This window comes from Winogradskyella rapida, assembly GCF_042675845.1.
Taxonomy (GTDB): domain Bacteria; phylum Bacteroidota; class Bacteroidia; order Flavobacteriales; family Flavobacteriaceae; genus Winogradskyella; species Winogradskyella rapida.
Genome location: NZ_JBHTKM010000063.1, coordinates 613,644 through 637,983, shown reverse-complemented (window position 1 = coordinate 637,983; position 24,340 = coordinate 613,644). Strand labels below are relative to the sequence as shown.

Sequence of the window (24,340 nt, the reverse complement as noted above, 5' to 3'; positions counted from 1 at the left end):
ATGGAAAACAGAACAGATAAAAATTCGTACACTATTATTTTTGCCGTAGCCATGGTATTAATTGTAGGGTCATTATTAGCGTTTACAGCATCTTCGTTAAAACCGACGATTACAGAAAACCAACGTATAGAAAAGCAACAGAATATTCTATATGCTATGGGTGTAAATGAAAACGACGAGAGCAGTGCTAACTTCGTTTCTACAGATGTAGCTCCAGAACTTTTTGAAAAGTATATTCAGAAGCAATTGGTGATAGAAAATGGAAAAATTAGTGAGAATGACGAAGCTTATTTAATTGATGTTAAAAAGCAACAAGCCAACGAAAAGGCAGGTCAACCTCGTAAATTACCATTATTTATTGGAGAAAAAGATGGTCAGACCTTCTATATTGCCCCAATTAGAGGTAAAGGGTTATGGGATGCAATTTGGGCATATATCTCAATGGATGAGAATATGGTAGTTCAAGGAGCGTTTTTTGATCATGCTGGTGAAACTCCTGGTTTAGGAGCTAATATTAAGCAACGTTTCTTTATGGATGATTTTATTGGGGAGCACCTTTTAAATGACGCTGGAAACTTTGCAGGTATTGATGTTGCTAAAGGAAATGCTGATCCAAAGAATTTAGATAAAACAGATAATGAGGTTGATGCAATTGCAGGAGCTACAATTACGGGTAATGGTGTTGCAGCCATGATCAAAAGTGATTTAAAGCTTTACGAATCTTATTTTAAAAATTTAAAAAACAATTAATTTATGGGACTTTTATCAAAAAAAGATGCCAAGTTAATCACAGATCCATTAGCGGATAATAACCCAATTACCATTCAGGTATTAGGGATATGTTCAGCTTTAGCAATTACGGCAGAGTTAAAAGCCTCAATTGTAATGGCAGTGTCTGTAATGGCTGTTTTAGGGATAGGAAACGTTGTTATTTCTTTAATGAGAAATATCATTCCTTCAAAAATTAGAATTATTGTTCAATTGGTTGTCGTTGCAGCTTTAGTAATTATTGTGGATCAGGTCTTAAAAGCCTTCGCATATGAACTAAGTAAAACGCTTTCCGTTTTCGTTGGATTAATTATTACAAACTGTATTATCATGGGACGTTTTGAAGCCTTCGCTTTAGCCAACAAACCATGGCAATCCTTTTTAGATGGTATTGGTAACGCCGCAGGTTATGGTCTTATCTTAATCATTGTAGGTTTCTTTAGAGAGCTTTTAGGATCTGGAACTTTATTAGGTTTTAAAGTCTTAGGAGACCCTATTGAAAAAACAGGATTATACGCTATAGGATATGAAAATAACGGATTTATGTTATTATCACCAATGGCCTTAATCGTTGTGGGTATCATCATCTGGATACAACGTAGTAGAAACAAAGCGTTAATAGAAGATTAAATTAGTTTAACGGTAAGTGTATTGAAGATTTCTAATTTTCAATACAACTTAGCAACAACTAAAAACAAAATATATGGAACATATAGAATTATTTTTCAAGTCGATTTTTATAGATAACATGGTATTTGCGACGTTCTTAGGAATGTGTTCTTATCTAGCTGTATCTAAAAAAGTAAGTACTGCAGTAGGTTTAGGTGCCGCAGTAATCTTTGTACTTGCGATTACAGTACCTTTAAACTGGTTGTTAGATCAGTATTTACTACAGCCTGGAGCCTTATCATGGTTAGGTGAAGAGTATGCAAGTTATGATTTAAGTTTCTTATCCTTCATCATGTTTATTGCTACCATTGCAACAATGGTACAATTAGTAGAGATTGTTGTGGAGAAATTTTCACCGTCTTTATATAACTCACTTGGTATATTCTTACCGTTAATTGCGGTAAACTGTGCCATCTTAGGAGGGTCTTTATTTATGCAGTCTCGTGAAATTGCAACCTTAGGTTTAGCAACAACTTACGGGGTAGGTTCAGGAATTGGATGGTTTTTAGCGATTTTAGCTATTGCTGCAATTCGTGAGAAAATTAGATATTCTAACGTACCACCAGCATTACGTGGACTAGGAATTACCTTTATTATTACAGGATTAATGGCTATTGGCTTTATGAGCTTTGGTGGTATGTTAACCGGTGGTGATGACGAAGCTAAAGAAGAAGTGACTACAGAGACTGTGAAAGCAGAAAAGAACTTAGAGGAAACAAAAGCATTAGCTGATAACACAATTAAAGTAATTGAGTAATATGATTTTATTAGCAGCAAGTACAACAGGAACAATTATAGCAACCGTAGTTGCTTTTCTAATAATTACAATGTTATTAGTAGGGCTTTTACTATTTGTAAAACAAAAATTATCACCATCAGGACCTGTAAAAATTACAATTAATGGTGAACGTGAAATTGAAGTGGGTTCAGGAGGGTCTTTACTAAGTACCTTAGGGAATCAAAAAATATTCTTACCATCGGCTTGTGGTGGAGGTGGAACTTGTATTCAGTGTGAATGTCATGTTTTATCTGGAGGAGGAGAAGCACTTCCTACAGAAACACCACACTTCAGTAGAAAAGAATTAAAAGAAGGCGCACGTTTATCTTGTCAGGTAAAAGTGAAGCAGGATATGGAAATTACCATTCCTGAAGAAGTTTTCGGAATTAAGAAATGGGAAGCTACTGTTGTAAGAAATTATAACGTTGCCTCATTTATTAAGGAATTTGTAGTAGAAATTCCTGAAGATATGGGTTACAAAGCTGGAGGATATATTCAAATTGAAATTCCAGAATGTACCGTTAATTATAAAGATATTGACATTACGGCACACCCTGAAGAGCATGAAACACCAGATAAGTTTCAAGCAGAATGGGATAAGTTTAACTTATGGCCTTTAGTGATGAAGAACACTGAAACTGTAGAGCGTGCCTATTCAATGGCCTCTTACCCTGCAGAAGGACGTGAGATTATGTTAAACGTCCGTATTGCAACGCCGCCATGGGATCGTGCTAAAAACGGTTGGATGGATGTAAATCCAGGTGTAGCGTCATCATATATCTTTAACCAAAAACCAGGAGATAAAGTTGTTATTTCAGGACCTTACGGTGAATTCTTTATCAACGAGTCTGAAAGCGAAATGCTTTACGTTGGTGGTGGTGCAGGTATGGCACCGATGCGTTCGCACTTATATCACTTATTCAAAACCTTAAAAACAGGTAGAAAAGTAACCTATTGGTATGGTGGTAGATCTAAGCGTGAGTTATTCTATTTAGAGCACTTCCGTGAGTTAGAAAGAGATTTCCCTAACTTTAAATTTTACTTAGCCTTATCTGAACCAATGGAAGAAGATAACTGGAAAGTAAAAGAAGATATCGATGCTCCAGGAGATGGTTTCGTAGGCTTTATTCATAATTGTGTAATTGACAATTATCTAAGTAAGCACGAAGCACCAGAAGATATTGAATTATACTTCTGTGGACCTCCATTGATGAACCAAGCTGTTCAGAAAATGGGTGAAGATTTCGGTATTCCGGATGAACACATTAGATTTGATGACTTTGGAGGATAATCTAAAGCTTCATATAATAAAAAGCCAACTCTACGGAGTTGGCTTTTTTTATGGGCTAAAGTGATTGTTAAACGCTTTATTAAGTCTAGTGTTGAAATTCAGAGGCTTCGTTTTAAGCCTGATTTTAGGAAGTTGTAGTCCTATTGTTGATGTAACTTTTAAACAGGGTTGTCCGTTGCCAATTCATCCGTTAATATAAAACATGGAGTTGTACAATTGATGCTTCATAGTGAAACGCTAAACTGTGGCTACTTGTTCTGCTTTTGTTGAAGGGGTATAGCTAAAGTCAAAGCGTTTTTCGCAATCCATGACGTTGGGTACCCCATCTAACTTGCAAAGTTCTGCGACTACCGCAGTGAGTCCATTAAATAGACGGTTATCATCAATGATTTTAGGCCGTTTTAAGCGTTGATTAGCACTAAAGTGATATCCACAGCCTTTTAAAAATGCACGTTCAATATAGAGTAGTTCTTTAGGGTTATAGCCGTTGAAGCGTTTTCCCAGATGTTGATTCACCAAACCGATATAGTTTAAGGTTGTAGATCCATGAACATCCGTAATATATTGCCAACTGGTCTTACCGTCTAATAGGTTGCCAACCGCGCATTGTTTGTAATCGTCAGGGTTCAGTGTTTGGTTGTGAAATGCGATGTATAATTTGTGAAGGGCAGCTTCAAATCGGATTGAATTTTTCATAGCTAAAGGGTTTAAAGCAAAAAAGTTACAAAAAATTGTTGATATTCAATTTTTGTAACTTTATAAAAGTGCTGTTGTAAATCCCTTAAAGCGTTTCTTCTAGGATATCTTTTAAGGTCTGTAATGAAATAGGCTTTATAATGTAATTGGTGATATTATCGTAGCGTTCAGCGCGTTTAAGATCTACCGGATCTATAGAGGAACTCACAATATAGATGGTCATTTTCTTATGCGATTCAATTTTAACAAATTCATCTAGAAACTGCCAGCCATCCATAATAGGCATGTTAATATCTAATAAGATAACATCAGGAACATTTTGCCCCGCATTCATTATCGGTTTTAGATTATTTATAGCTTCTTGGCCATTTTTAAAGACCATAAATGAATTACAGAAATCTGATAATTCCATCATTCTTTTGGCCCCAAAAATGAAAATAGGATCGTCATCAATGATGCAAGCAACGTCAATTTTATTCATATTTTTTTAGATATATGTAGAAGGTTGTCCCTTCGTTAACTTGACTCTTTACTTCAATTTTACCGCCAAGTGCTTCTATTTGATTTTTGGTTATAAACAGTCCAAGGCCTCTTGAATCTGCGTGCTGATGAAATGTTTTATACATTCCAAATAATTTTTCGCCGTACTTTTTTAAATCGATACCCTGCCCATAATCTCTTATTTCTAAGATGACATCGTCTTCCTCTTCACGAGCATTAATTTCTATTTTGGCAGGTTCTTGAGGTTTCTTATACTTAATAGCATTCGTTAAAAAGTTCAAGATAATACTATCTAAATAGGCCGGTACGCCTTTAATAGCAATATCAGGGTCTATATGTACAGAGACTGAGGTTTTAGACTCTATAATGAGTGCAGAGATACTAGAGAATGCCCCGTTAAAACACTTTAGTAAATTTAATTTTTCGGTTTTTAAATCCTTTTGAATGTTTATAGCGGCCACTTCATTTAGGTTGGCTACAGTTTCGCCTAAGTGGCTTACAGCTTGTTTTACCAATGGAAAAATTTCATTGTCTGTGGTTTCAGGCAAATCCATTTTAATAATATCCAAAAGCATATCTAAATTTCCATAGTGCGATCTTAAGTTATGCGATACAATATGGGCAAAATTAAGAAGGCGTTTATTTTGGTCTTCAGTAGTTCTTAGTAATTGGTTTACTTTTTCACTACTTTTCTTAATCTCTGTATGGTCATTAATTTGAGCTACGAAATGCTGTGGGACACCATTATCATTTCTTACAATAGAAATAAATAATTGGGCCCATATCGTTTCCCCCTTCTTATTAATATAACGCTTTTCGGTTTCAAAATAATCTAAATTTCCACTCATCATACTCAACATGGCCTTATAATCTTTTTTAAGATCATCAGGGTGGGTGAGGTCCATAAACGAAAGGGATTTTATCTCCTCCTTATTATACCCAAAAGTTTTACAAAGACTTTTGTTAACATTAATCCACTGACCTTCCAAATCTATAATGGCCATTCCGACTAAGGCGGTATCAAAGGTGCGTCTTAATTGCTCCTCTTTTAACGCTAAGGCTTTTGCATTCTTGGTACGGTTATCTATATCTTGAAACAAACCTTGTACAAATACACATTCATTATCTTCAACAATAGGTATTCCAATGGCTCTTACCCATTTGTCTTTTCCTGTGGCAGTAACAATCTGAACCTCGGTATCAAAATCTTTATGTTCTTCTAAACAATTTGTAAATAATTCATTTATGGTTTCTAAACTATGCCCTTCTTTATAAAACGCTAATCCAATTTGAACATTAGGTTCAAAATCTAAGGCCACTTCGTGGATCTTTTTTGTTTGGTTACTCCAATTCAATTCCGCAGATTTAGGATTATATTCCCAAGTACCAATGGAGGCCCGTTCTTGTATAAAATTCAATAAGTTAATATTATTATGAGATGGCGTATTAGGGGTATACAAAATGAAGAATTTTGAGGGGTTTTTAAAGAGCAAATATAACTTTTAAATTCTGTTTATAAAATATAAAATACACGATAAGACGATAAACATTGGTTTATCTGTAAGCCTTTTCTGTTTTTAATGCGTAATTATTAGATTATGCTTCTAAATGTCTAAAAAATATCAAAGCATAAGGTCTGTGTTTTTCTTTAACGAAGACCGCAAAATTTTGTCTTATAATCAATACGCTTATTATCCCATTTTAATCGCCAAGTTTGTATTTTTGTGGCATGAGTAAAGCACTGACACCTCAAGAACTCCATAATCTTGCCATGAATCATGTAGGTAAAGATTTAGAAGCACGTGGATTTGAATTTATAGCCATCAATAGTAAGCTTAAACGGCACCCGCAATTTGTGTGTATCGATAAGAATAGTCAATATTATTTTGTAATTGTACGCGCTGTTCTATTGCCGGAAAACCCTAATAATTATGATGTGGTCTGGATGGAAACCTTTAAAAAACACGCTTTTGATAAGGATGCTAAAGTGTTGTACGCAGGAGTTGGTCTCGGAAATCCTAACGGGGAAGATCTCCCTATATACCTCAATGAAGACTATCTTATAGAATATAATGGTATTCAAGTTTTAGACATGAATCTCAATTAAAATCAATAATTCACCTTAGGCTAATAAGCTATTAACACACGCCCTAATTCCGTTTTTAAAATGAAAAAATTACTTCTATTATTTAGTCTCGCTTTGCTTTTTGTGGCTTGCGAAAAAGAACCTAAGAATATAAAGTTATCAGGTCCTGTATTCGGAACCTCATTCAGTGTGCAATACCATTCGCCAGAGGATGTTAATTATAAAAAGCAATTTGATAGCCTTTTTAATGTCATTAACATGTCGATGTCTACTTATATTCCAGAGTCTAAAATCTCTAGAATTAATAAGGGTGAAGTCTTAGAGGTTGATGCCCATTTTAAAAGGGTATTTACCCAAGCTAAGAAAATTTACAGACAGACCGAAGGGGCATTAGATCCTACAATAGGTGCTGTCGTTAATGCTTGGGATTTCGGTCCTGAAGGAAAAATTGCACATATTGATAGTGCCGCGATTAAAGGGTTAATGAAGTCTGTCGGTTTTAATAGAATGGGACTTAAGGCCGATAAAATCATAAAAAATGAAGGTTCTTTTATTGATTTTAATGCCATAGCAAAAGGGTATTCTGTAGATGTTATTGCTGAGTTTTTAGAGCAACACAATGTGACTAATTATTTAGTGGAAATAGGAGGAGAGCTTAGAGCAAAAGGTATTAACCTAGAAAAACAAACGGCTTGGAAAGTTGGTATTGACGATCCTAATTTTGAAGGAGAACAATCCTATTCTAAGGTTATAGAACTTACAGATCAGGCGATGGCGACTTCAGGAACCTACCGTAAGTTTAAAGTTGACGAGAACGGAAACCGCTATGCGCATATCATTGATACTAAAACAGGCTACCCATCAAAAACTCATATATTAAGTGTTTCGGTACTTGCCGAAGATTGTATGACTGCTGATGGTTATGCAACCGCTTTTCAGGCTATGGGAATAGAAAAAGTAAGAGCCTTTGCCGAAAGACATCCGGAGGTCAAAGTGTTTATTATTTTTGAGAATGAGTCCAAAGAATTTGAGACTTTAGCTTTGAATAATTTCCCAGAATAAGCTTAAGCTCTTAAGTTTTTATAGAGTAAGTTGGTGTTTTATTGAAGCCTTAAGATGCGTTTCTTAAAACGCATTAATCAATACCAATAACCAACCGATAACTAAAAGTAGACCTCCTAATGGCGTCACAGGGCCTAAAAATCGAAGTTTTTTTCCTTTAGCATTAGATAATACCAATCCGTAAATACTAAACGAGAAGAGTATAATACCGATTGTAAAACACCAATAGGTTGTTGTGGTGACATTGGTTGCGCTTAGACCTAAAGCGAGTAATACGATGGCGTGATACATTTGGTATCTTACACCCACTTCAAAACTGTGTAATTGGTCTGTAGATAAAACTTTCTTTAAAGCATGGGCACCAAAAGCACCAAATATTACAGCTAACATTCCAAATAAAGCACCTGTTGCAATTATAATGTGTTGTGTCATTTTAATAAGTTGTATTATTTATAAACTACGGGAATAATTTCTCCTTTAGCTAAACAGTATTTTTCAATGTCTTCATCAGAGAGTGAGGCCGTATAATCGACCTCTTCAACTTTAAAACCTATAGAACGTAGCTTATCAAAATAATCACGACCATAAACTCTAACGTGATCGTATTGTCCAAAAATCTTAGCACGTTCCGCTTTATCTGTTATAGAATCATCTTCAAATGTTTCTGCTCTAGATAGGTCTTGCGGAATTTGAAACACTCCATAACCACCAGGTTTCATAACCCGATATAGTTCTTGCATGGCTTTAGTATCATCAGGGATGTGTTCTAAAACATGATTACAGAGAATAATATCATAGCTGTTATCTTTAAAAGGTAAATCGCAAATATCTGCTTTAACATCGGCAATAGGCGATAGCAAATCTGTAGTGGTATAGTCTAAATTTTTTAAAGCTTTAAACCGTTTTAAAAAACATTGTTCTGGAGCAAAATGAAGAACACTTAATCCTGAACTTGATGCTGTATCTTGTGAAAAGAAATTAGTTTCATTTTGTAAATACAACCATAACAATCGGTGACGCTCTAAACTTAAAGTTGAAGGCGATAACACATTGTTCCGTTGATTGCCATAACCATAAGGTAAAAAGGTTTTAAACTGTTTACCATCTATAGGGTCAGTGAATTTATCTCCTTTTAATAAGACGGTTAAAATTGGGCTGGCCAAATAACTAAGCCTTATGAGCAAAGGTCTTGGAACTGTATTAAGGATGAGTTTAAAGAGTTTTTTCATACTGTTACTCAGAGATTCATAAAAATGCACAGCGTTTTTCGGAGTGCTTACTGTGTGGTATTTATGAATCGTTTTATACCATTTTTTTAATTTAATGTTGCCATTGAGTAACCATCCAATGGGAAAATCACCAAATACCTTACACGCCCATATTTGAACGGTATGTACATCGGTGAATTTTTCTAGCCCTCTGCGCTCAATACCTAGGCTTCTATTGGACTAGAAATTAAATTATAAATACCATCCCAAAGTGCAATACGTTGCTGTAAAGAGGCCTTCGCTACTTCTAAAGCTTCGTTCCATTTTTGTTCATCGTCACCACATAATTCCTCAATCATTTTTAACGAAAGTGGCCCATGCTCATCACCGTCTAATTCAATATGACGTTTTAAATAGTAGGTGAGTTTGCTATATGTATTATCGCTGGTTTTAGACTGATTTATGATCTGAAAAAACATATCAGGAATCACATCTTCACGTCCAAATGTAAATGCAGCGGCAATTTTGTGCGAGGCTTGCGTAGCGATAACTTTAAACGTATAGTTTACAAAAGTTGCTGTAGCTTCTGGTAAGGCAGTAATTTGAGAAGCTTGTGCCACAGAATGTCCTTGTTCAATTAACTGTACAAAGTTTTCAATAGGTTGTGTACTGGCTCCAACTTGCTGCATGGCGTCCAAGTACATTTCATAATGACTTTTAGGTTCTCCAAGCTCATTAACATCGCTTTCTTCCCCTAAAACAATCTCATTAATAAAACGTGAGGTCGCCGGATTCGGTACCGGTGTCCATGGAAGTGTGGTGCAGGTTAATTGATTCTGAAGTGCTTTTAAAAGCGACATAAAATCCCAAACGGCATACACGTGCTGTTCCATAAAAACCTTAATATCCTCAATTGAGGCTAAGGCACTATATAATTTATGATGGTTTAAGGCTTCTCTTAAATCGGCTAATTGGCTTTCTAAGTGTTCAATCGTCATAAAAAAATAAGGTTTAGAGTACTAAAGCATTTTGTCTGAATGGAGTTTCTTCGTCAGAAGTAATCCCTAAAGCTTCGTGTACATAAGCAAAAGTTGAAAGTATTTCCGGTTTTCCATCTACAATGGCCACATCATGTTCAAAGTGCACACTTGGTTTTCCGTCTTGGGTAACAATGGTCCAACCGTCGCTCAATTGCTTTACTTTGTGAGTTCCTAAATTAATCATAGGTTCTATAGCCACAACCATACCTTCAATAAACTTCTTACCACGACCACGTTTTCCGTAGTTAGGCATTTCAGGATCTTCGTGCATTTTGCGTCCTAGACCATGACCCACTAATTCTCTTACCACACCGTAGCCTTGAGCTTCAGTATGCTGCTGAATAGCGTAACCAACATCACCAACTCTGTTTCCTAATTTTAACTGTTCAATACCTTTATAAAGCGATTCTTTTGTCACCTGAATTAACTTTTTAGTTTCTTCAGCAACGTTACCAATTTCAAAGGTATAGGCATGGTCGCCATAGAAGCCATTCATTATAGAACCACAATCTATAGATACAATGTCACCATCTTTTAAAGGAACATCTGTAGGTAAACCATGTACAACGGCATCATTAACACTACATAATAACGTAGAAGGACAATCGTAAAGTCCTTTAAATCCTGGGATAGCTCCCATATCTCTAATAAACTCTTCCGCTATAGCATCTAAATGATTGGTGGTTACTCCTTCTTTAGTTTCTTTAGCGAGCATCCCTAAGGTTTTAGATACGATAAGGGCGCTTTGACGCATTAATTCAATTTCCTCTGCTGTTTTTACTATAATCATGATTCCTATTATTGAGCGGCAAAGATAGGTATTCCCATTTTCTTGGTATAAATTACAGATAAGAAATAACCTTTTTTTATGAAACTGTTTAAAAAAATGGGGTGTCTTTATTTATGAGACCATTTTCTGATGTCCTAAATAAAGTGGTTTTGCTTTTTTCTGAAAGAAAACGGAACGGCCTTTTAATGAATATCTTGTGAACTTAATTTGAAATTTAAGGTTTGGTCAATGACGCGAGTAATGTGATGATTTACTGTGTTTAAGAATTTTAAATTATTTCCAAAACATGATAAATAACAGTTTATAGGTCCTTTTTGTACTCTAAATTTGTCGCATAAAATATAATTATTATGTACAAAACCGTTACCGCAGAAGAAGCCTTAAAAGTTGTTAAGTCTAATGATCGTGTTTATATTCAAGCTGCAGCAGCAGCCCCTCAATCGCTTGTAAAAGCTCTGTCAGCAAGATATGAGGAACTTAGAAATGTAGAAGTATGTCACTTGCATACCGAGGGTGTTGCGCCTTATGCTGATCCCATATATAAAGACAGTTTTCATGTGAATTCCTTTTTCATAGGAAAAAATGTAAGACACACCTTAAAGGCCGGCAATGGCTCTTATACGCCTGTTTTTTTAAGTGAATTGCCAAGATTGTTTCATCAAAATATATTAGATATAGATGTTGTATTAATTCATGTGTCGGTTCCAGACCGTCATGGTTATTGCTCATTAGGGGTTTCTGTAGAGGCTACTTTAGCTGCTGTTGATAATGCTAAGATCGTCATTGCTCAAGTAAACCCGCAAATGCCAAGAACTCATGGTGCTGGTATATTGCATGTTTCTGAAATCGATTATTTTGTAGAAGCTGATGAAGCTATTCCAGAACATCATATGGCTGAACCTAGTGCTATTGAAAGTAAGATTGGGAACTATGTGGCCAGTTTAATTGAAGACCGAAGTACACTACAAATGGGAATTGGTTCTATACCCAATGCTGTTTTAACGCGTTTAACAAACCATAAAGATCTTGGTTTGCATACCGAGATGTTCTCTGATGGTGTTATCGATTTAATTTTAAGTAACGTTATTACAGGAAACTATAAAAAGATTAATCGTGGTCGTGCGTTGTCTACCTTTTTAATTGGTTCTAAACGCTTGTACGATTATGTAGATGATAATCCTTTTGTAGAAATGCGTGCGTCTAACTACACCAATAATACCTCTTATATTAAACAAAACCCTAAAATGGTCGCTATTAATTCGGCTATAGAAATTGATTTAACAGGGCAGGTTTGTGCCGATTCTATTGGTTCTAATATGTATTCAGGCGTGGGAGGACAAATGGACTTTATTAGAGGGGCGTCTTTAAGTGACGGCGGAAAAGCTATAATTGCACTACCATCAGTAACTAAAAGTGGTATTAGTAGAATTGTTCCTGTATTAAAACCAGGTGCAGGGGTGGTAACTTCTAGAGCGCATGTACATTATGTCGTAACGGAATACGGAATTGCCAATTTATATGGTAAAACGATTAAGGACAGAACAAAAGCCTTAGTAGATATTGCACATCCAGATCATAGAGAGGCTATTGACAAAGCCTATTTTAATATGATAAAATAAATGGCAGGTATTAAAATTGCCACCATTTTTTAGGGGGAGTATTGATTTTGGGTTCTTCGTTGGTGATGAGTTGATAAACTTCTCCCCAACCAAGAATTCCCCCTATATTTCTGTCATCAATAAATAAGTCAGCATGAATTTTCCGACTTCTGTTGGGATCAAATTTTTCTTCAGGAAAACTAGCATTAACGGCATAGAACTCTATGCCGTTTGCTTTACAAAATTCTACCGCTTCATCTAATTTAGAACCACATCTGTAGGTCCATAGTATTAAGCGATGGCCATCTTGCTGAAGACGTTTTAAGGTTTCAAAAGCGAAAATACGCGTTTTACCAATCTTCGGATAGGCGTCATCTACTATGGTGCCATCAAAATCAACGGCTATAATTAATCTGTTCTGAAAATTCATGCTTCTTATTCAAGTCAAGGACAAAAATACAATTATCAAGCTGTTATACAAGACTCTTTTGTGTCATTGCCTTGGGTTGAGGAAGTCCAATTAGTTTTAAAATTGTCGGAGCCACATCACCTAAAATACCATCCTCTATAGATTTTAAATCTTTATCAATTAAAATAATAGGGACTGGATTTGTGGTATGCGCCGTATTAGGGCTACCATCAGGGTTAATCATAGTCTCACAGTTTCCGTGATCTGCAATTAAGATGGTGGTATAATCGTTGTCTAAAGCTGTTGTTACCACATCTTTTACGCAAGTGTCAACATGTTCACAGGCTTGTATTGCCGCTTCCATAACACCTGTATGACCGACCATATCTCCATTAGCAAAATTAAGACAAACAAAATCGACCTCGCCTTTTTCTAATTCCGGAACTAAAGCATCACGCAATTCGTAAGCACTCATTTCTGGTTTTAAATCGTAAGTGGCAACTTTTGGCGAATTTCTAAGAATTCTTGTTTCACCTTCAAACGGGTTTTCTTGTCCTCCAGAAAAGAAAAACGTAACGTGTGGGTATTTTTCAGTTTCAGCAATACGAATCTGCTTTTTCTGGTGCTTTTCTAAGACCTCTCCAAGTGTTTCTTGTAAATTGTCTTTGTTGAAAACTACATTTATACCTTCATACTTATCGTCATAGTTGGTTAAAGTCACATAATGTAAGTTTAACTTATGCATATTGTACTCATGGAAATCATTCTGTGATAAGGCCTCTGTTAATTGGCGTCCACGGTCTGTTCTAAAGTTAAAGAAGATTACAACATCATCCTCTTTAATCGTGGTAACAGGAGTATTATTCGCGTCTGTAGCAATAATTGGCTTTATAAATTCATCGGTAACATCGTTAGCGTAATTAGCTTTAATAGCAGCTGCAACATCGTTAGTTTTTTCACCTTCTCCCTGTACAAGAGCATCGTAAGCTAGTTTCACACGTTCCCAACGCTTATCTCTATCCATTGCGTAATAACGTCCGGTTACAGTGGCTAATTTGGCTGAATTGTTTTCAAGGTGTTGTTCTAAATCGGCAATAAAACCGGCGCCAGATTTAGGATCTACATCTCTACCATCGGTAAAAGCATGAACAAAGACATTGTCTAAGCCGTAATCGTTTGTCGCCTCTAATAATCCAAAAAGATGCTTAATATGAGAATGCACTCCACCATCACTTACTAATCCTAAAAGGTGTACGTTTTTGTTGTTGGTTTTAGCGTATTCAAAAGCTGTTTTTAAAACAGGTTCTTCACGTAAGGTATTGTTCTCAACAGCAAGATTTATTTTTACCAAATCTTGGTATACGATGCGTCCAGCACCCAAATTCATATGTCCTACTTCACTATTTCCCATTTGGCCTTCAGGTAATCCTACGTGCAGGCCGTCGGTCCTTAAACTTGCGTTAGGATACGTCGTATATAACGAATCTATAAATGGGGTTTGTGCATTGTCAATTGCCGAAACTTTAGGGTCAGGAGATTTTCCCCAACCATCTAAAATCATTAAAATAACCTTCTTATTCATGTGTCTAAAATTTGTTCTTCAAAGATAACACTTACAACGCTAACACAAATTCGTAATGTGAAAAAATTTAGCGTGTTAACGCTGTTTTAAGATTTTTTAAAACATTGATAACCTAAGGGTTAAATATTGTGAAAACCTTAACAAATTAAGCGTTAAGGTGTTAAAAAATCGTTATCACTTCCTAATTGCTGTAACACTTGTTCTGATAAGTCGTCTATTTGGTATAATCAAAATATAAACAATCAATTAATTAAAATCTTTCATCATGAAAAAATCAGTAATCGTATTCGCTTTAGCCTTAGGGTTTTCAATGTCAAATGTCAATGCCGCTCATGCTGCAACAGCTTTAGAATCTTATCCGGTGGTCACCAATCCTGTAAAGGTGAGTCCATTGTGTAAAGCGGTAGCAAAAGGCGACCTACAAGAGGTTAATAAACTTATTGAAGCAGGGGCAGACGTCAATGCAAAATCTAATGGTTTAATGCCCATTCATTATGCCGCAAAATATAACCGTGTAGAAATTATAAAAGCGCTTATCACTGCAGGTTCTGAAATTCACACCTCATGTGATGCCGGATTTACACCTGTGCGCTATGCTGAGAAATCAAACGCCAAAGAAGCGGCGTCATTTCTTAAGCGTTTTAAAAAATAGTTAGGTCTAGGAGTAGACAAATATTTGAGTTAGTTAGTTTGAAAAGCGTCCGTCAGGACGCTTTTTTAGTTTTATATATTTTTTAACAAGAGCGGGGGCGTAGTGTGAACATTAGAAGCTGAAAAAAGATTTACTTTTGCTGTTTTAAGTTTCCCCCTATGGATTATCAGTTTCAAATATTACCCAATGCAGAATTGCAAAATATTGTGCCCCTTGTTTATGAACTTAATAATGGAAAAATAAGTTTAGACGTGTTGCAATCGCGTTTTAAAGAGATGCAGCAACAGAATTATGAATGTGCGGTAATTAAGCATAACGAGGTGCTAATTGGCGTGGCAGGGATGTGGTTTTGTACCCGACACTATATCGGGAAATCAGCAGAACTCGATCATGTGTATATTCAATCGGAACACCGTGGAAGCGGCCTAGGAAAACAATTTATGGCTTGGATTGCCAATTATATAAAAGGGAAAGGCTACCAATCTATAGAACTGAATACTTACGTGCAAAATTACCCTTCACATAAGTTTTATTATAATGAAGGGTTTCAAATTCTAGGCTATCACTTTCTTAAAAAAATATAAACTATTTTAAGAAGGTTAAATCCGAATTAGGAGCCACCTCATACGGCGTTTTATTGTACTCAAATATCCGCGCCTCTAAAGTGCCCTGTAGGCGAAGGGTGTCACCTTCAACGGCAATCCAACTTCCTTCTCTTAGGCCAATAACGGGTGGGCTGTTGTAAATGTGGAATTCTTTTATTCGCGTTTCTCTAGTTTCTCCCATATGGGTGCTGCCTTCAATTGGATCTAAATAATGCGGGTTGATGTTAAAAGGCACTAAGCCTAAAGTTTTAAAACTTGGCGGATACACAATAGGCATGTCGTTAGTGGTATTCATGGTTAAACCACAAATATTGCTTCCTGCACTTGTTCCCAAATAAGGGGTCCCCTTAATAACAGCTTCTTTTAGGGCTAATAAGACTTTGTTTTTATACAATTGGTCTACTAAAACAAAGGTGTTACCACCACCTACAAAAATACCTTCAGCGTTTTTAACCGCAGCTTCAGCATCATCAAATTCATGAAGTCCTCGTACCGATTTTCCTATTTTAGCAAAGGCTTTAGCCGCCTTACTGGTGTAGTCATCATGAGAAATACCACCGGGTCTGGCGTAAGGGACAAACAAAATGGTGTCCGCATTTTTAAAATGAAGTTTTAGAGGTTCTAGTAAGTATTCTAAATAACCACTTCCATGTATGGTAGAAGTGCTTGCAATTATAATTGATTTCAAATTTTTAGGTTTTAACGCTTAATTACGGCAAAGAAAATTAAACTTTTTTAAAAGGAAGACTCAATCATTTAACAAATTTTTACTATTCAATTTCTGTGTCAATTCAAGAATAAACCCGATTTTTAATAAAAGAATCAAATTATGAAGAAAACATTACTCTTATTATTGGGGATTTTTACCCTTGTAACTTACGCTCAAAATATAGATCGCGTTACTGTAAAAGGTAGAATTGTGGTCTCCATAGATGAAAAAGAAGGTGTAGCTGTTTTTAATTCTTCAGCTAATAAAGGAACCTATACCGATGCCGATGGAAACTTTGAGCTAGCCGTCGGTTTAAATGATGTTATAGAATTTGGAGCACTTCAGTTTAAAGATTTTACTGTGGTGATTACAGAAAAAGTTATGGCCTCTAAGCGTCTTACTGTTATTTTAGTGGAAGAGGTTAATAAGTTAGATGAGGTAGTCTTATTACCTTTCGATTTAACGGGGAATTTATATGCCGATTTAGAAAACGTGCGGACCTATAATGTAAGTTTAGACGATGTGTATTTTGGCTTAGACCATATTGAGGATTTTGAGTTTTCTGCCGATTATAAAACTAAGGCAGATAACCTTGCTTTTAACGAGTACCATCCACATATGGAGCATATGTTAGATTTGGTCAATGTGGCTGGATTTTTATTAAAACAGGTGGTCGATTTAGATTTTAAAGGGGCTAAGACTAAAGATGAAAAGTTAAAAGAACTCACTCCTTTTAAACAAGCTTTAGATACGTTTAGCGTCAATTATATTCACAATAACTTTGATATTCCTTTAGAACAAGTGGAGGCCTTTACCGATTATGTTGAAGTACAAGGTGTGGATCCTACTTTATTTGAAGAAGGTAAAGAAATGCAGCTTTTAGAGCGTATTTCACAATTAAGTAAAGCTTTCTTAAAGGAGAATAGTGCAGAAGATTAAACGATTTCTTTTTACTATTGCTTTTCTCAGTTTTGTTTGGGGTCATGCACAGCGTGTTGATCTCAAAGGGCAACTTGTGGCAGAAGCAGAGCTTGAAGGTTTACATATTCAAAATAAAACCGCAGCAGAATACACCATTTCTCAAGACGATGGGCATTTTGTAATCCCTGCGAAAGCGTCAGATACCTTGATTATTTCTGGAGTTCAATATAAAAAACAAGAAGTAATAATTACCGCTTCTATGGTAGCGCTTGGACATTTTGAGGTATTCATGGAAAAAAATGTAAGTGAACTTGATGAGGTGGTCGTGGGGAAGATTTTTACAGGAAGTTTGACCTCTGATATTGAAAGCTTAAACCTGAAGCCTGAAGTAAATTTTTACGATTTAGGAATTCCAGGATATACCGGAAAACCGTTAACCCAAAATGAGCGTAAACTCTATGATGCTGATGCCGGACCAATGGTAAGTCTGTTAGGCGGTACCAACGGTTTAGGACCAAGTATAAACCTCCATAAATTACTAAATACCATTAGTGGTCGCACCAAAAAATTAAAAGCTATTGTAGAATTAGATAACCGAGAGGGCTGTATCAATCGCTTAAAGCGCGATTATGAAACGTTCCTTTTTGAAAAAGTAGACCTCGCTGAGAACCTACGTACAGAGTATTTTCTTTTTTGCCAAGAAGATGAACGCTTTCTAGACCTTTGCCAAGAAAATAATGACATTGTCTTAATCGAGTTTTTACAAGAAAAGCTTAAAGTCTATCAAGGGCATAGAAAATCATTTAATAAAGAGTAATTTTGAGCACACTTGTAAACTTTTGAATTCCCTTAAATAAAAATGAAATCCATCCCCGTTTTAATCGCATTTCTCATTTTACCATTTTTGATGTCTAATGAGGCAGAGCATGAATATTATGTGAGTGTTACTGAAGTAGAGTATGTTCAGAAAGAGCAATCGCTTCAAATAATCACTCAAATTTATACCGACGATTTCGAAACCTTAATTCGGAAACGTTATGATGACAGTCTTACTTTAACCTCAGAAGATGAATCTGAATTGGTAGCGGTATATATGGAGCGTTATTTAACCGATAAATTAAGGCTGAAGGTTAATGGAGCTGAAATCAAATTTAATTTCTTAGGAAAAGAATACAAAGAAGGCATTACCTATTGTTATTTAGAAATTGAAAATGTATCCGCTATACAATCTATAGAAGTTACAAATCAAGTTCTTTTTGATGTCTTTGAAGGCCAAGAAAATATTGTTCGGTTAAAACTTTTAAATCGAAATAAAAGCTTCCTACTCGTGCCAGAGAAGGATACTTGCATGTTAAACTTTAAGTAAAACACTACCAAAACCGCCATAAATTATTACTTTAGGCATCACTTTTTAATAACACTAACAATAACTATGAAATTACTTAAGTACGTTTTATGCGCTATGCTTTTTACCTCGTTTAGCACATACGCTCAAGATGAGGTAAAACCAGAACGCCAGCAAGGGCACACTAACCAAAACAAATTCAAGCAATTATACGACGAGTTTTCAACTCCAAATGTATTTAGAACAGGATCTGGAGCACCAGGACCAGGGTACTATCAGCAACAAGCCGATTACCAAATGGACATCGAAATCGATGATGATAACGCAAAGTTATACGGTGCTGAAACCATTACTTATACCAATAATTCACCAGACGAGCTAAATTACCTTTGGGTACAGTTAGACCAGAATATGCGTTCGGGAGATTCTAAAACGCCATTGATTAATAACTCTGTGGTAAGACCTGTTGCAGTGTCTTCTAGTGTGGTAAAATCTTACTTAAAAGAATCTTTTGATGGTGGTTTTCATATAGAGCACGTAAAAGACGTTAACGGTAACGATTTAGAGCATACAATTAACCGTACAATGATGCGTGTAGAGTTACCAAAACCAATGAAATCTGGAGATAAATTCTCATTCAAAATCAAATGGTGGTATACCATTAATGATTATATAAAGGATGGTGGACGTTCTGGATACGAATATTTTGAAGAAAACGACAATCGTTTATACGTTATAGCGCAGTTTTATCCACGTATGGCTGTTTATAATGATGTAGAAGGATGGCAAAATTCTCAATTTTGGGGGCGTGATGAATTTGCGTTACCATTTGGTAATTTTGACGTAAATATCACTGTGCCTGCAGATCATATTTTAGATGGTACAGGGGTTTTAACCAATAGAGAAGAGGTGTTCACTAAAGATATGATGAAGCGCTATAAAAAAGCGAAGAAATCGTATGACGAACCTGTAATGATAGTAACACAAGATGAAGCTGAGAAAGCAGAGAAGTCTAAAAGTAAAAAGAAAAAGACTTGGAAATTATCTGCTAAAATGGTGCGTGATTTTGGTTTTTCAACCTCTCGTAAGTTTTTATGGGATATGATGGCTGTAAAATTAGGCGATAAAGATGTAATGGCGGTATCCTTATATTCAAAAGAAGGAAACCCTTTATGGGAGCAATGGTCTACTAAAGCAGTTGCGAGTACATTAAAAACGTATTCTAGAATGACTTTTGATTATCCTTACCATAAAGCAATTTCTGTTCATGCTAGACAGCAAGGTATGGAATATCCAATGATTTGTTGGAATTATGGTCGTCCGGATAAAGACGGTAGTTACTCCGATAGAGTAAAATACGGAATGATTAGTGTTATTATTCATGAAGTTGGGCACAATTGGTTTCCAATGATTGTAAATAGTGATGAACGTCAGTGGACATGGATGGATGAAGGTTTAAACACTTTTACGCAATATGTTGCAGAACAAGATTTTGGCGAATGGTATCCTAAAGCATTATCTAAAAATGATAAAGTATATCCTTCAAGAAGAGGACCTGCTAAAAATATAGTAAGATATATGGGAGGTAAGCAAGATTATATTGCGCCTATTATGACTAAAGGTTTAAATACTTACCAATTTGGTAATAATGCTTATGGTAAACCAGCGACCGCTTTAAATATTTTAAGAGAAACCATCATGGGGCGTGAGCTTTTTGATTATTCATTTAGTGAGTATGCTAACCGATGGATGTTTAAACACCCAACACCAGAAGACTTTTTCCGTACTATGGAAGATGCCTCTGCTGTTGATTTAGATTGGTTCTGGAGAGGATGGTTCTATACTACCGATTACACAGATATTGGTGTTAAAGAAGTGAAGAAATTTGCCGTAACATCAACTCCTAATGAAAATGGAAAGAAAATAGCTGAACGTAATAATATAGACCCTAAAAGTTTAGTGTATTTTATTGCTGAAGGTGAAGAAGGTTACGAAGCATCAATGAAGCGTAATGAAAGCATAGATGATTTACCAACGGTAAAAGAATACATTATGGATAACTTTACACCGGCACAACAGAAGCAAATGAAAACGACGCCTAAATTCTTTTACGAAGTTACTTTTGAAAAGCCAGGCGGGTTAGTAATGCCTTTAATTGTTGAGTTTACTTATGCAGACGGAACAACGTCTAGAGAAACGTACCCAGCACAAGTTTGGAGACTTAATGATCAAGAAGTGAGTAAAGCTATTGCTAGTGAAAAAGAAATTGTAAGTATCGTAGTAGATCCAGATTTGGAAACTGCAGATGTTGACACTTCTAATAATTCTTGGCCTAAAGAAGTTAAATCAAGCGACTTCGATAAGTTTAAGCAAAAAGTGAGAAACTAAATATTATAACATAAGTTTAAGCCGACTTTTTTTGAAGTCGGCTTTTTTATTTCTTTATTTGAGGTGCATTATTCACAAACTCACTTTATATTTGCAACGTGATACAACTACAAACATTTTTATTTATTGGAGGTACTGAAATCGTCTTTATACTATTCATAGTTATATTGGTATTTGGTGCAGACAAACTTCCCGAAATCGCACGTGGACTCGGTCAGGCAATGCGTCAAATTAAAGATGCGACCAATGACATTAAGCACGAAGTCACAAAAAGTGCTCAAGACAATAGCCTTATTGATAATGACGTTACTAAAAGCGTTAAAGACGAATTAAATAAGGTAAAAGATGATCTTGAAGATTTTACTGGATCACTTAAGCGTAATCAATAATTGCTGATTTCTCAGTAAACCTTTCTGTTTTTTGTCGAAAAATTAAATTCGCCTTTAAATTTCAGGCTTATATTTAATATATTTAGAATCAATTCATTATCTAAATATATGTAATATGAAAAGAATTTACGTTATCCTAACATTTATCCTTGCCATTTCAGTGTGGTCTTGTTCTAAAGAGACCCTAACAGAGTCGTCAGACGCTACATTACAATTTCCTGAAGAACCCCTAACTGTTGAAGCTATTAATGCACACATAAGTGAACGCATTGAAAGTACAGGAGATTTTAATTGGAACGATGTGGACGCCCATTTCCTTTGGAGTGCATTAACCCATGGACAATATGTTTTAACCGTTGGCTATGGTGATGAAGGACAAAGTTTTTCTGAAAAGCCAGATGCCGAACTCATCAGAAAAAAGAACGAACTCATCAACACGATTAGAAATGAAGAAGCCGTAAGTAAAGCGGATTTTAAGATTCGAGAAGATCAAGTCTTAACCGTTTTTGATGCTGAGGTTACCAAAATAGAAACCGTTATGGCCTTAAGAGAAAGTGCGCATATAAGGTATCTAGAACCTAATGGCTATAACCAATACACGGCTGAGGTCGTTCAAAAATCCAGTTCGGGATGCGATACGGCTGGGGCTTCTATTAATCCGGCGCATTATGACACGGTTTCACCCAACAATGCGCAAGTATCTTGGCATTTTAATGAGCATAATATTCAGCAAGCTTGGACCGAATCTACAGGAGCTGGTATTACCATTGGTTTAATCGATACAGGTGTTTCAAAATCTCAAAACTTATTAAATACCGTAGGGTTTAACGACGGCTATTCTTCTGGACGATCTGTAGAGAAGTATGGGACTTTTATAGACTCTAATTGGTGGTGGTCTAGCAATTATGATGGCGTTCATGATAAATGCGGACATGGAACTGCAATGGGATCTACCATGGCGGCACCACGAAATGATAACGGCATGCCAGTGGGTGTGGCTTATAATGCCAATTTAGTGGCGTACAGAGCCACAGAAGATGTGTTGTTAAATGATTACCATGAGCGCAAAGGCGTGTCTGATGCTTTAACGCAATTAGGGAATCGTAGCGACGTTAAAATTATTTCGATGTCAATTGGGTATGTTTGGTCGATAAGCAATATTGAAGATGCTGTAAAATACGCTTACAGTAAAGGAAAGCTAATCTTTGCTGCAGGCGGAACCTCTACAAGCTTTACCAATGGGTATGGCGTTATTTTTCCGGCTACCATGAGCGAAACCATAGCCGTTACAGGAGTTAATGATGGGAGTAGTTATGAGCGTTGCGAAACCTGCCATAGCGGAAGTAAAATTGATTTTACCATTATTATGGAAGGTGATAATAATACGAGTAAGGCGCCTCCTGTTTTAAGTTTCTATAATGGTGAGCGTCGTTATACAGGCGGATCATCTGTGGCAACGGCAACCACAGCAGGGATTGCGGCTTTAATCTGGTCTAAATATCCAACTTGGTCAAGAAGCCAAATTATAAATCGCTTAAAGCAGTCTTCAGAATTTTACCCTAATAAGGACAGCAGTTTTGGGTATGGAAATATTGATGCTTTACAAGCAGTGCAGTAAATACAGTAAAATTTCAAGCTAAAAAAAAGCAAGGTTCATTATGTTGAACCTTGCTTTTTTTATGGTTTAATACTACGGATGTAACACCTGTTGTTCAAAGATGCATTGTAGAGTTTCTTCAGGATTGTCTGTTAATCCGGAATGCGTTTTAGAACTTTGAATCACTGTACTTCTAGAAGCCGCTAACCATCTAAAACGGTCCGACATTTCAAATTCACCAATTTTTCCTGAGGTTGAATCGCCTTTTGCGATGCGATCCCATGCTTGTAAATAAGCATTGACAGTTTCTAAATCTAAAGCAGCAGGAAAGGCTTTTAGTTTATGTTGGTCTACATGAAATTTAACCCCTAAAAATTTCTTGCGTTTGGAGAATAAGATCACACCAACATTAAAAAATTCTTCACGTTCTACACGAGGTACAAATCTAATAATCGCGTATTCAAAAGTCACTTTATCTGGCATCATTGGCTTCTTTAACTAACACATCTATTTTAGAAAGTCGAGAATTCAGGTAGGTTATATAGGCCGCTTTTATGGCCTCAGGACGCATGGTGTCCGATTCGTTATGCAGCCAATCTTCCGGAATTTTAGAAACAATATCTTCAATAACTTCTGGTGTCAATGCGGCGATAATTCCTTCTGAAGCTTCGGGTAATTTGATGGCACGCTCTAATAACACGTGGTCTTTTATAAGCGGAAAGCTACGGTTAAGATGTTGCTCCCAAGTAGGCCAATTATGATGAAAATAAAAACTAGCCCCGTGGTCTATAACCCACAATTCTTTATGCCAATTTAAGAGGTTGCTGTTTTTTACAGTTCGGTCTATATTGCTAATAATACTGTCTAAAAGTACAATTTTAGAAGAGGTTAACGCATCGGCTTCAGAGACTAAAGGGTCATAGGTAATAGCGCTGCTTAGATAGTGTAAGCCAAGATTAAGGCCAACGCTAAATTTTAGTAGATCTTGAATTTCTTCATCGGGTTCGGTTTTACTAAACGAATCGTCTAAATTCATAAATACCATTTCAGGGACTTTTAAACCAATAGCACGTGCTAATTCCCCACCTATAAATTCAGAGATTAGGGCCTTTTTACCTTGTCCGGCGCCTCTAAACTTCAACACATAGAGAAATCCATCACTAGCTTCTACAATGGCAGGTAAAGAGCCTCCTTCTCTTAAAGGGGTAATGTACTTTACAACCTCTACAGTTCTTATTTCAATATTAGCCATAAGC

27 protein-coding genes are annotated in these 24,340 nt (G+C 36.1%); 15 read left to right on the top strand and 12 right to left on the bottom strand.

All coding sequences use genetic code 11. The features are described from left to right. The 4 genes from ACFQ13_RS10280 to nqrF all read left to right on the top strand — a co-directional run bounded on the left by ACFQ13_RS10280 (position 1) and on the right by nqrF (position 3,506). Positions 1-750, top strand: coding sequence for a Na(+)-translocating NADH-quinone reductase subunit C (locus tag ACFQ13_RS10280; protein WP_114310613.1), 750 nt, complete (start codon positions 1-3; stop codon positions 748-750). Between the two features lie 3 nt (positions 751-753). Beyond that, positions 754-1,398: an NADH:ubiquinone reductase (Na(+)-transporting) subunit D gene (locus ACFQ13_RS10275; RefSeq protein ID WP_114310612.1), complete on the top strand. Its 645-nt coding sequence runs from the start codon at positions 754-756 to the stop codon at positions 1,396-1,398. Between the two features lie 73 nt (positions 1,399-1,471). Further along, entirely contained in the window at positions 1,472-2,194 is a 723-nt protein-coding gene (gene nqrE, locus ACFQ13_RS10270) for an NADH:ubiquinone reductase (Na(+)-transporting) subunit E (RefSeq protein WP_114310611.1), read from the top strand. A 4-nt stretch (positions 2,195-2,198) separates the two neighbouring features. Next, positions 2,199-3,506: an NADH:ubiquinone reductase (Na(+)-transporting) subunit F gene (gene nqrF, locus ACFQ13_RS10265; protein WP_114310796.1), complete on the top strand. Its 1,308-nt coding sequence runs from the start codon at positions 2,199-2,201 to the stop codon at positions 3,504-3,506. A 237-nt stretch (positions 3,507-3,743) separates the two neighbouring features. On the opposite strand, the gene ACFQ13_RS10260 is transcribed toward nqrF, so the two are convergent. The 3 genes from ACFQ13_RS10260 to ACFQ13_RS10250 form a co-directional block, all read right to left on the bottom strand. Beyond that, positions 3,744-4,202, bottom strand: a complete 459-nt coding sequence (locus ACFQ13_RS10260) for a Na(+)-translocating NADH-quinone reductase subunit F (RefSeq protein ID WP_386116981.1) — start codon at positions 4,200-4,202, stop codon at positions 3,744-3,746. A gap of 85 nt (positions 4,203-4,287) precedes the next feature. Further along, positions 4,288-4,683: a response regulator gene (locus ACFQ13_RS10255; RefSeq protein ID WP_386116979.1), complete on the bottom strand. Its 396-nt coding sequence runs from the start codon at positions 4,681-4,683 to the stop codon at positions 4,288-4,290. Continuing rightward, positions 4,676-6,121: a sensor histidine kinase gene (locus ACFQ13_RS10250; protein WP_386116978.1), complete on the bottom strand. Its 1,446-nt coding sequence runs from the start codon at positions 6,119-6,121 to the stop codon at positions 4,676-4,678. Before ACFQ13_RS10250 ends, ACFQ13_RS10255 begins: the two co-directional genes overlap by 8 nt. A 311-nt stretch (positions 6,122-6,432) precedes the next feature. Here ACFQ13_RS10250 and ACFQ13_RS10245 point away from each other — a divergent pair, with 311 nt between their 5' ends. Both ACFQ13_RS10245 and ACFQ13_RS10240 read left to right on the top strand, forming a co-directional pair. Then, the gene (locus ACFQ13_RS10245; protein WP_386116976.1) at positions 6,433-6,810 is read left to right on the top strand and encodes a Na(+)-translocating NADH-quinone reductase subunit F; all 378 of its coding nucleotides are present in this window, start codon (positions 6,433-6,435) and stop codon (positions 6,808-6,810) included. Positions 6,811-6,870: 60 nt separating this feature from the next. Then, positions 6,871-7,851 (top strand): FAD:protein FMN transferase, encoded by a 981-nt coding sequence (locus ACFQ13_RS10240; protein WP_386116974.1) that lies wholly within the window; start codon positions 6,871-6,873, stop codon positions 7,849-7,851. Between the two features lie 63 nt (positions 7,852-7,914). Here ACFQ13_RS10240 and ACFQ13_RS10235 read toward each other — a convergent pair whose 3' ends face one another. The 4 genes from ACFQ13_RS10235 to map all read right to left on the bottom strand — a co-directional run bounded on the left by ACFQ13_RS10235 (position 7,915) and on the right by map (position 10,889). Continuing rightward, positions 7,915-8,283, bottom strand: a complete 369-nt coding sequence (locus ACFQ13_RS10235) for a DUF423 domain-containing protein (protein WP_386116972.1) — start codon at positions 8,281-8,283, stop codon at positions 7,915-7,917. A 14-nt stretch (positions 8,284-8,297) separates the two neighbouring features. Next, on the bottom strand, positions 8,298-9,080 hold the full coding sequence (locus ACFQ13_RS10230) for a class I SAM-dependent methyltransferase (RefSeq protein ID WP_386116970.1): 783 nt from the start codon (positions 9,078-9,080) through the stop codon (positions 8,298-8,300). 203 nt (positions 9,081-9,283) lie between these two features. Further along, positions 9,284-10,057, bottom strand: a complete 774-nt coding sequence (locus ACFQ13_RS10225; RefSeq protein ID WP_386116968.1) for a DUF3050 domain-containing protein — start codon at positions 10,055-10,057, stop codon at positions 9,284-9,286. Positions 10,058-10,070: 13 nt separating this feature from the next. Next, positions 10,071-10,889 carry a type I methionyl aminopeptidase gene (gene map / locus ACFQ13_RS10220; protein WP_114310602.1) on the bottom strand — a complete coding sequence of 273 codons (819 nt, stop codon included), beginning with the start codon at positions 10,887-10,889 and terminating at the stop codon, positions 10,071-10,073. Between the two features lie 350 nt (positions 10,890-11,239). Between map and ACFQ13_RS10215 the strand changes: the two genes are divergently transcribed. Then, entirely contained in the window at positions 11,240-12,508 is a 1,269-nt protein-coding gene (locus tag ACFQ13_RS10215) for an acetyl-CoA hydrolase/transferase family protein (protein WP_386116966.1), read from the top strand. Between the two features lie 10 nt (positions 12,509-12,518). On the opposite strand, the gene ACFQ13_RS10210 is transcribed toward ACFQ13_RS10215, so the two are convergent. Together ACFQ13_RS10210 and gpmI are read right to left on the bottom strand one after the other, a co-directional pair. Further along, positions 12,519-12,917 carry a BT0820 family HAD-type phosphatase gene (locus tag ACFQ13_RS10210; RefSeq protein WP_114310600.1) on the bottom strand — a complete coding sequence of 133 codons (399 nt, stop codon included), beginning with the start codon at positions 12,915-12,917 and terminating at the stop codon, positions 12,519-12,521. A gap of 43 nt (positions 12,918-12,960) precedes the next feature. Then, positions 12,961-14,478, bottom strand: coding sequence for a 2,3-bisphosphoglycerate-independent phosphoglycerate mutase (gene gpmI, locus ACFQ13_RS10205; protein ID WP_386116964.1), 1,518 nt, complete (start codon positions 14,476-14,478; stop codon positions 12,961-12,963). Positions 14,479-14,743: 265 nt separating this feature from the next. Between gpmI and ACFQ13_RS10200 the strand changes: the two genes are divergently transcribed. Both ACFQ13_RS10200 and ACFQ13_RS10195 read left to right on the top strand, forming a co-directional pair. Beyond that, complete coding sequence (locus tag ACFQ13_RS10200) at positions 14,744-15,130, top strand: ankyrin repeat domain-containing protein (RefSeq protein WP_386116962.1); 387 nt, start codon at positions 14,744-14,746, stop codon at positions 15,128-15,130. 158 nt (positions 15,131-15,288) lie between these two features. Continuing rightward, the gene (locus ACFQ13_RS10195) at positions 15,289-15,714 is read left to right on the top strand and encodes a GNAT family N-acetyltransferase (RefSeq protein ID WP_386116959.1); all 426 of its coding nucleotides are present in this window, start codon (positions 15,289-15,291) and stop codon (positions 15,712-15,714) included. Position 15,715: 1 nt separating this feature from the next. Here ACFQ13_RS10195 and pepE read toward each other — a convergent pair whose 3' ends face one another. Further along, complete coding sequence (pepE, locus tag ACFQ13_RS10190) at positions 15,716-16,423, bottom strand: dipeptidase PepE (protein ID WP_386116956.1); 708 nt, start codon at positions 16,421-16,423, stop codon at positions 15,716-15,718. Positions 16,424-16,564: 141 nt separating this feature from the next. Here pepE and ACFQ13_RS10185 point away from each other — a divergent pair, with 141 nt between their 5' ends. From ACFQ13_RS10185 to ACFQ13_RS10160, 6 genes are all read left to right on the top strand, one after another. After that, positions 16,565-17,383 (top strand): hypothetical protein, encoded by an 819-nt coding sequence (locus tag ACFQ13_RS10185; protein ID WP_386116953.1) that lies wholly within the window; start codon positions 16,565-16,567, stop codon positions 17,381-17,383. Next, a complete protein-coding gene (locus tag ACFQ13_RS10180) occupies positions 17,370-18,182 on the top strand; it encodes a hypothetical protein (RefSeq protein ID WP_386116951.1) in 813 nt (270 codons plus the stop codon). The genes ACFQ13_RS10185 and ACFQ13_RS10180 overlap by 14 nt, the downstream gene beginning before the upstream one ends. Before the next feature lie 42 nt (positions 18,183-18,224). Next, on the top strand, positions 18,225-18,731 hold the full coding sequence (locus ACFQ13_RS10175; RefSeq protein ID WP_386116949.1) for a DUF6702 family protein: 507 nt from the start codon (positions 18,225-18,227) through the stop codon (positions 18,729-18,731). Between the two features lie 66 nt (positions 18,732-18,797). Beyond that, positions 18,798-21,098, top strand: a complete 2,301-nt coding sequence (locus ACFQ13_RS10170) for a M1 family metallopeptidase (RefSeq protein WP_386116947.1) — start codon at positions 18,798-18,800, stop codon at positions 21,096-21,098. A 98-nt stretch (positions 21,099-21,196) separates the two neighbouring features. Continuing rightward, entirely contained in the window at positions 21,197-21,487 is a 291-nt protein-coding gene (locus tag ACFQ13_RS10165; RefSeq protein ID WP_114310591.1) for a Sec-independent protein translocase subunit TatA/TatB, read from the top strand. Positions 21,488-21,602: 115 nt separating this feature from the next. Further along, the gene (locus ACFQ13_RS10160) at positions 21,603-23,105 is read left to right on the top strand and encodes a S8 family peptidase (RefSeq protein ID WP_386116945.1); all 1,503 of its coding nucleotides are present in this window, start codon (positions 21,603-21,605) and stop codon (positions 23,103-23,105) included. A gap of 72 nt (positions 23,106-23,177) precedes the next feature. Here the strand turns inward: ACFQ13_RS10160 and ACFQ13_RS10155 are convergent, their stop codons facing one another. Together ACFQ13_RS10155 and ACFQ13_RS10150 are read right to left on the bottom strand one after the other, a co-directional pair. Next, complete coding sequence (locus ACFQ13_RS10155; protein WP_386119416.1) at positions 23,178-23,567, bottom strand: DUF3037 domain-containing protein; 390 nt, start codon at positions 23,565-23,567, stop codon at positions 23,178-23,180. Further along, a complete protein-coding gene (locus ACFQ13_RS10150) occupies positions 23,557-24,336 on the bottom strand; it encodes a HipA family kinase (protein ID WP_386116942.1) in 780 nt (259 codons plus the stop codon). Before ACFQ13_RS10150 ends, ACFQ13_RS10155 begins: the two co-directional genes overlap by 11 nt. Positions 24,337-24,340 lie beyond the last annotated feature (4 nt).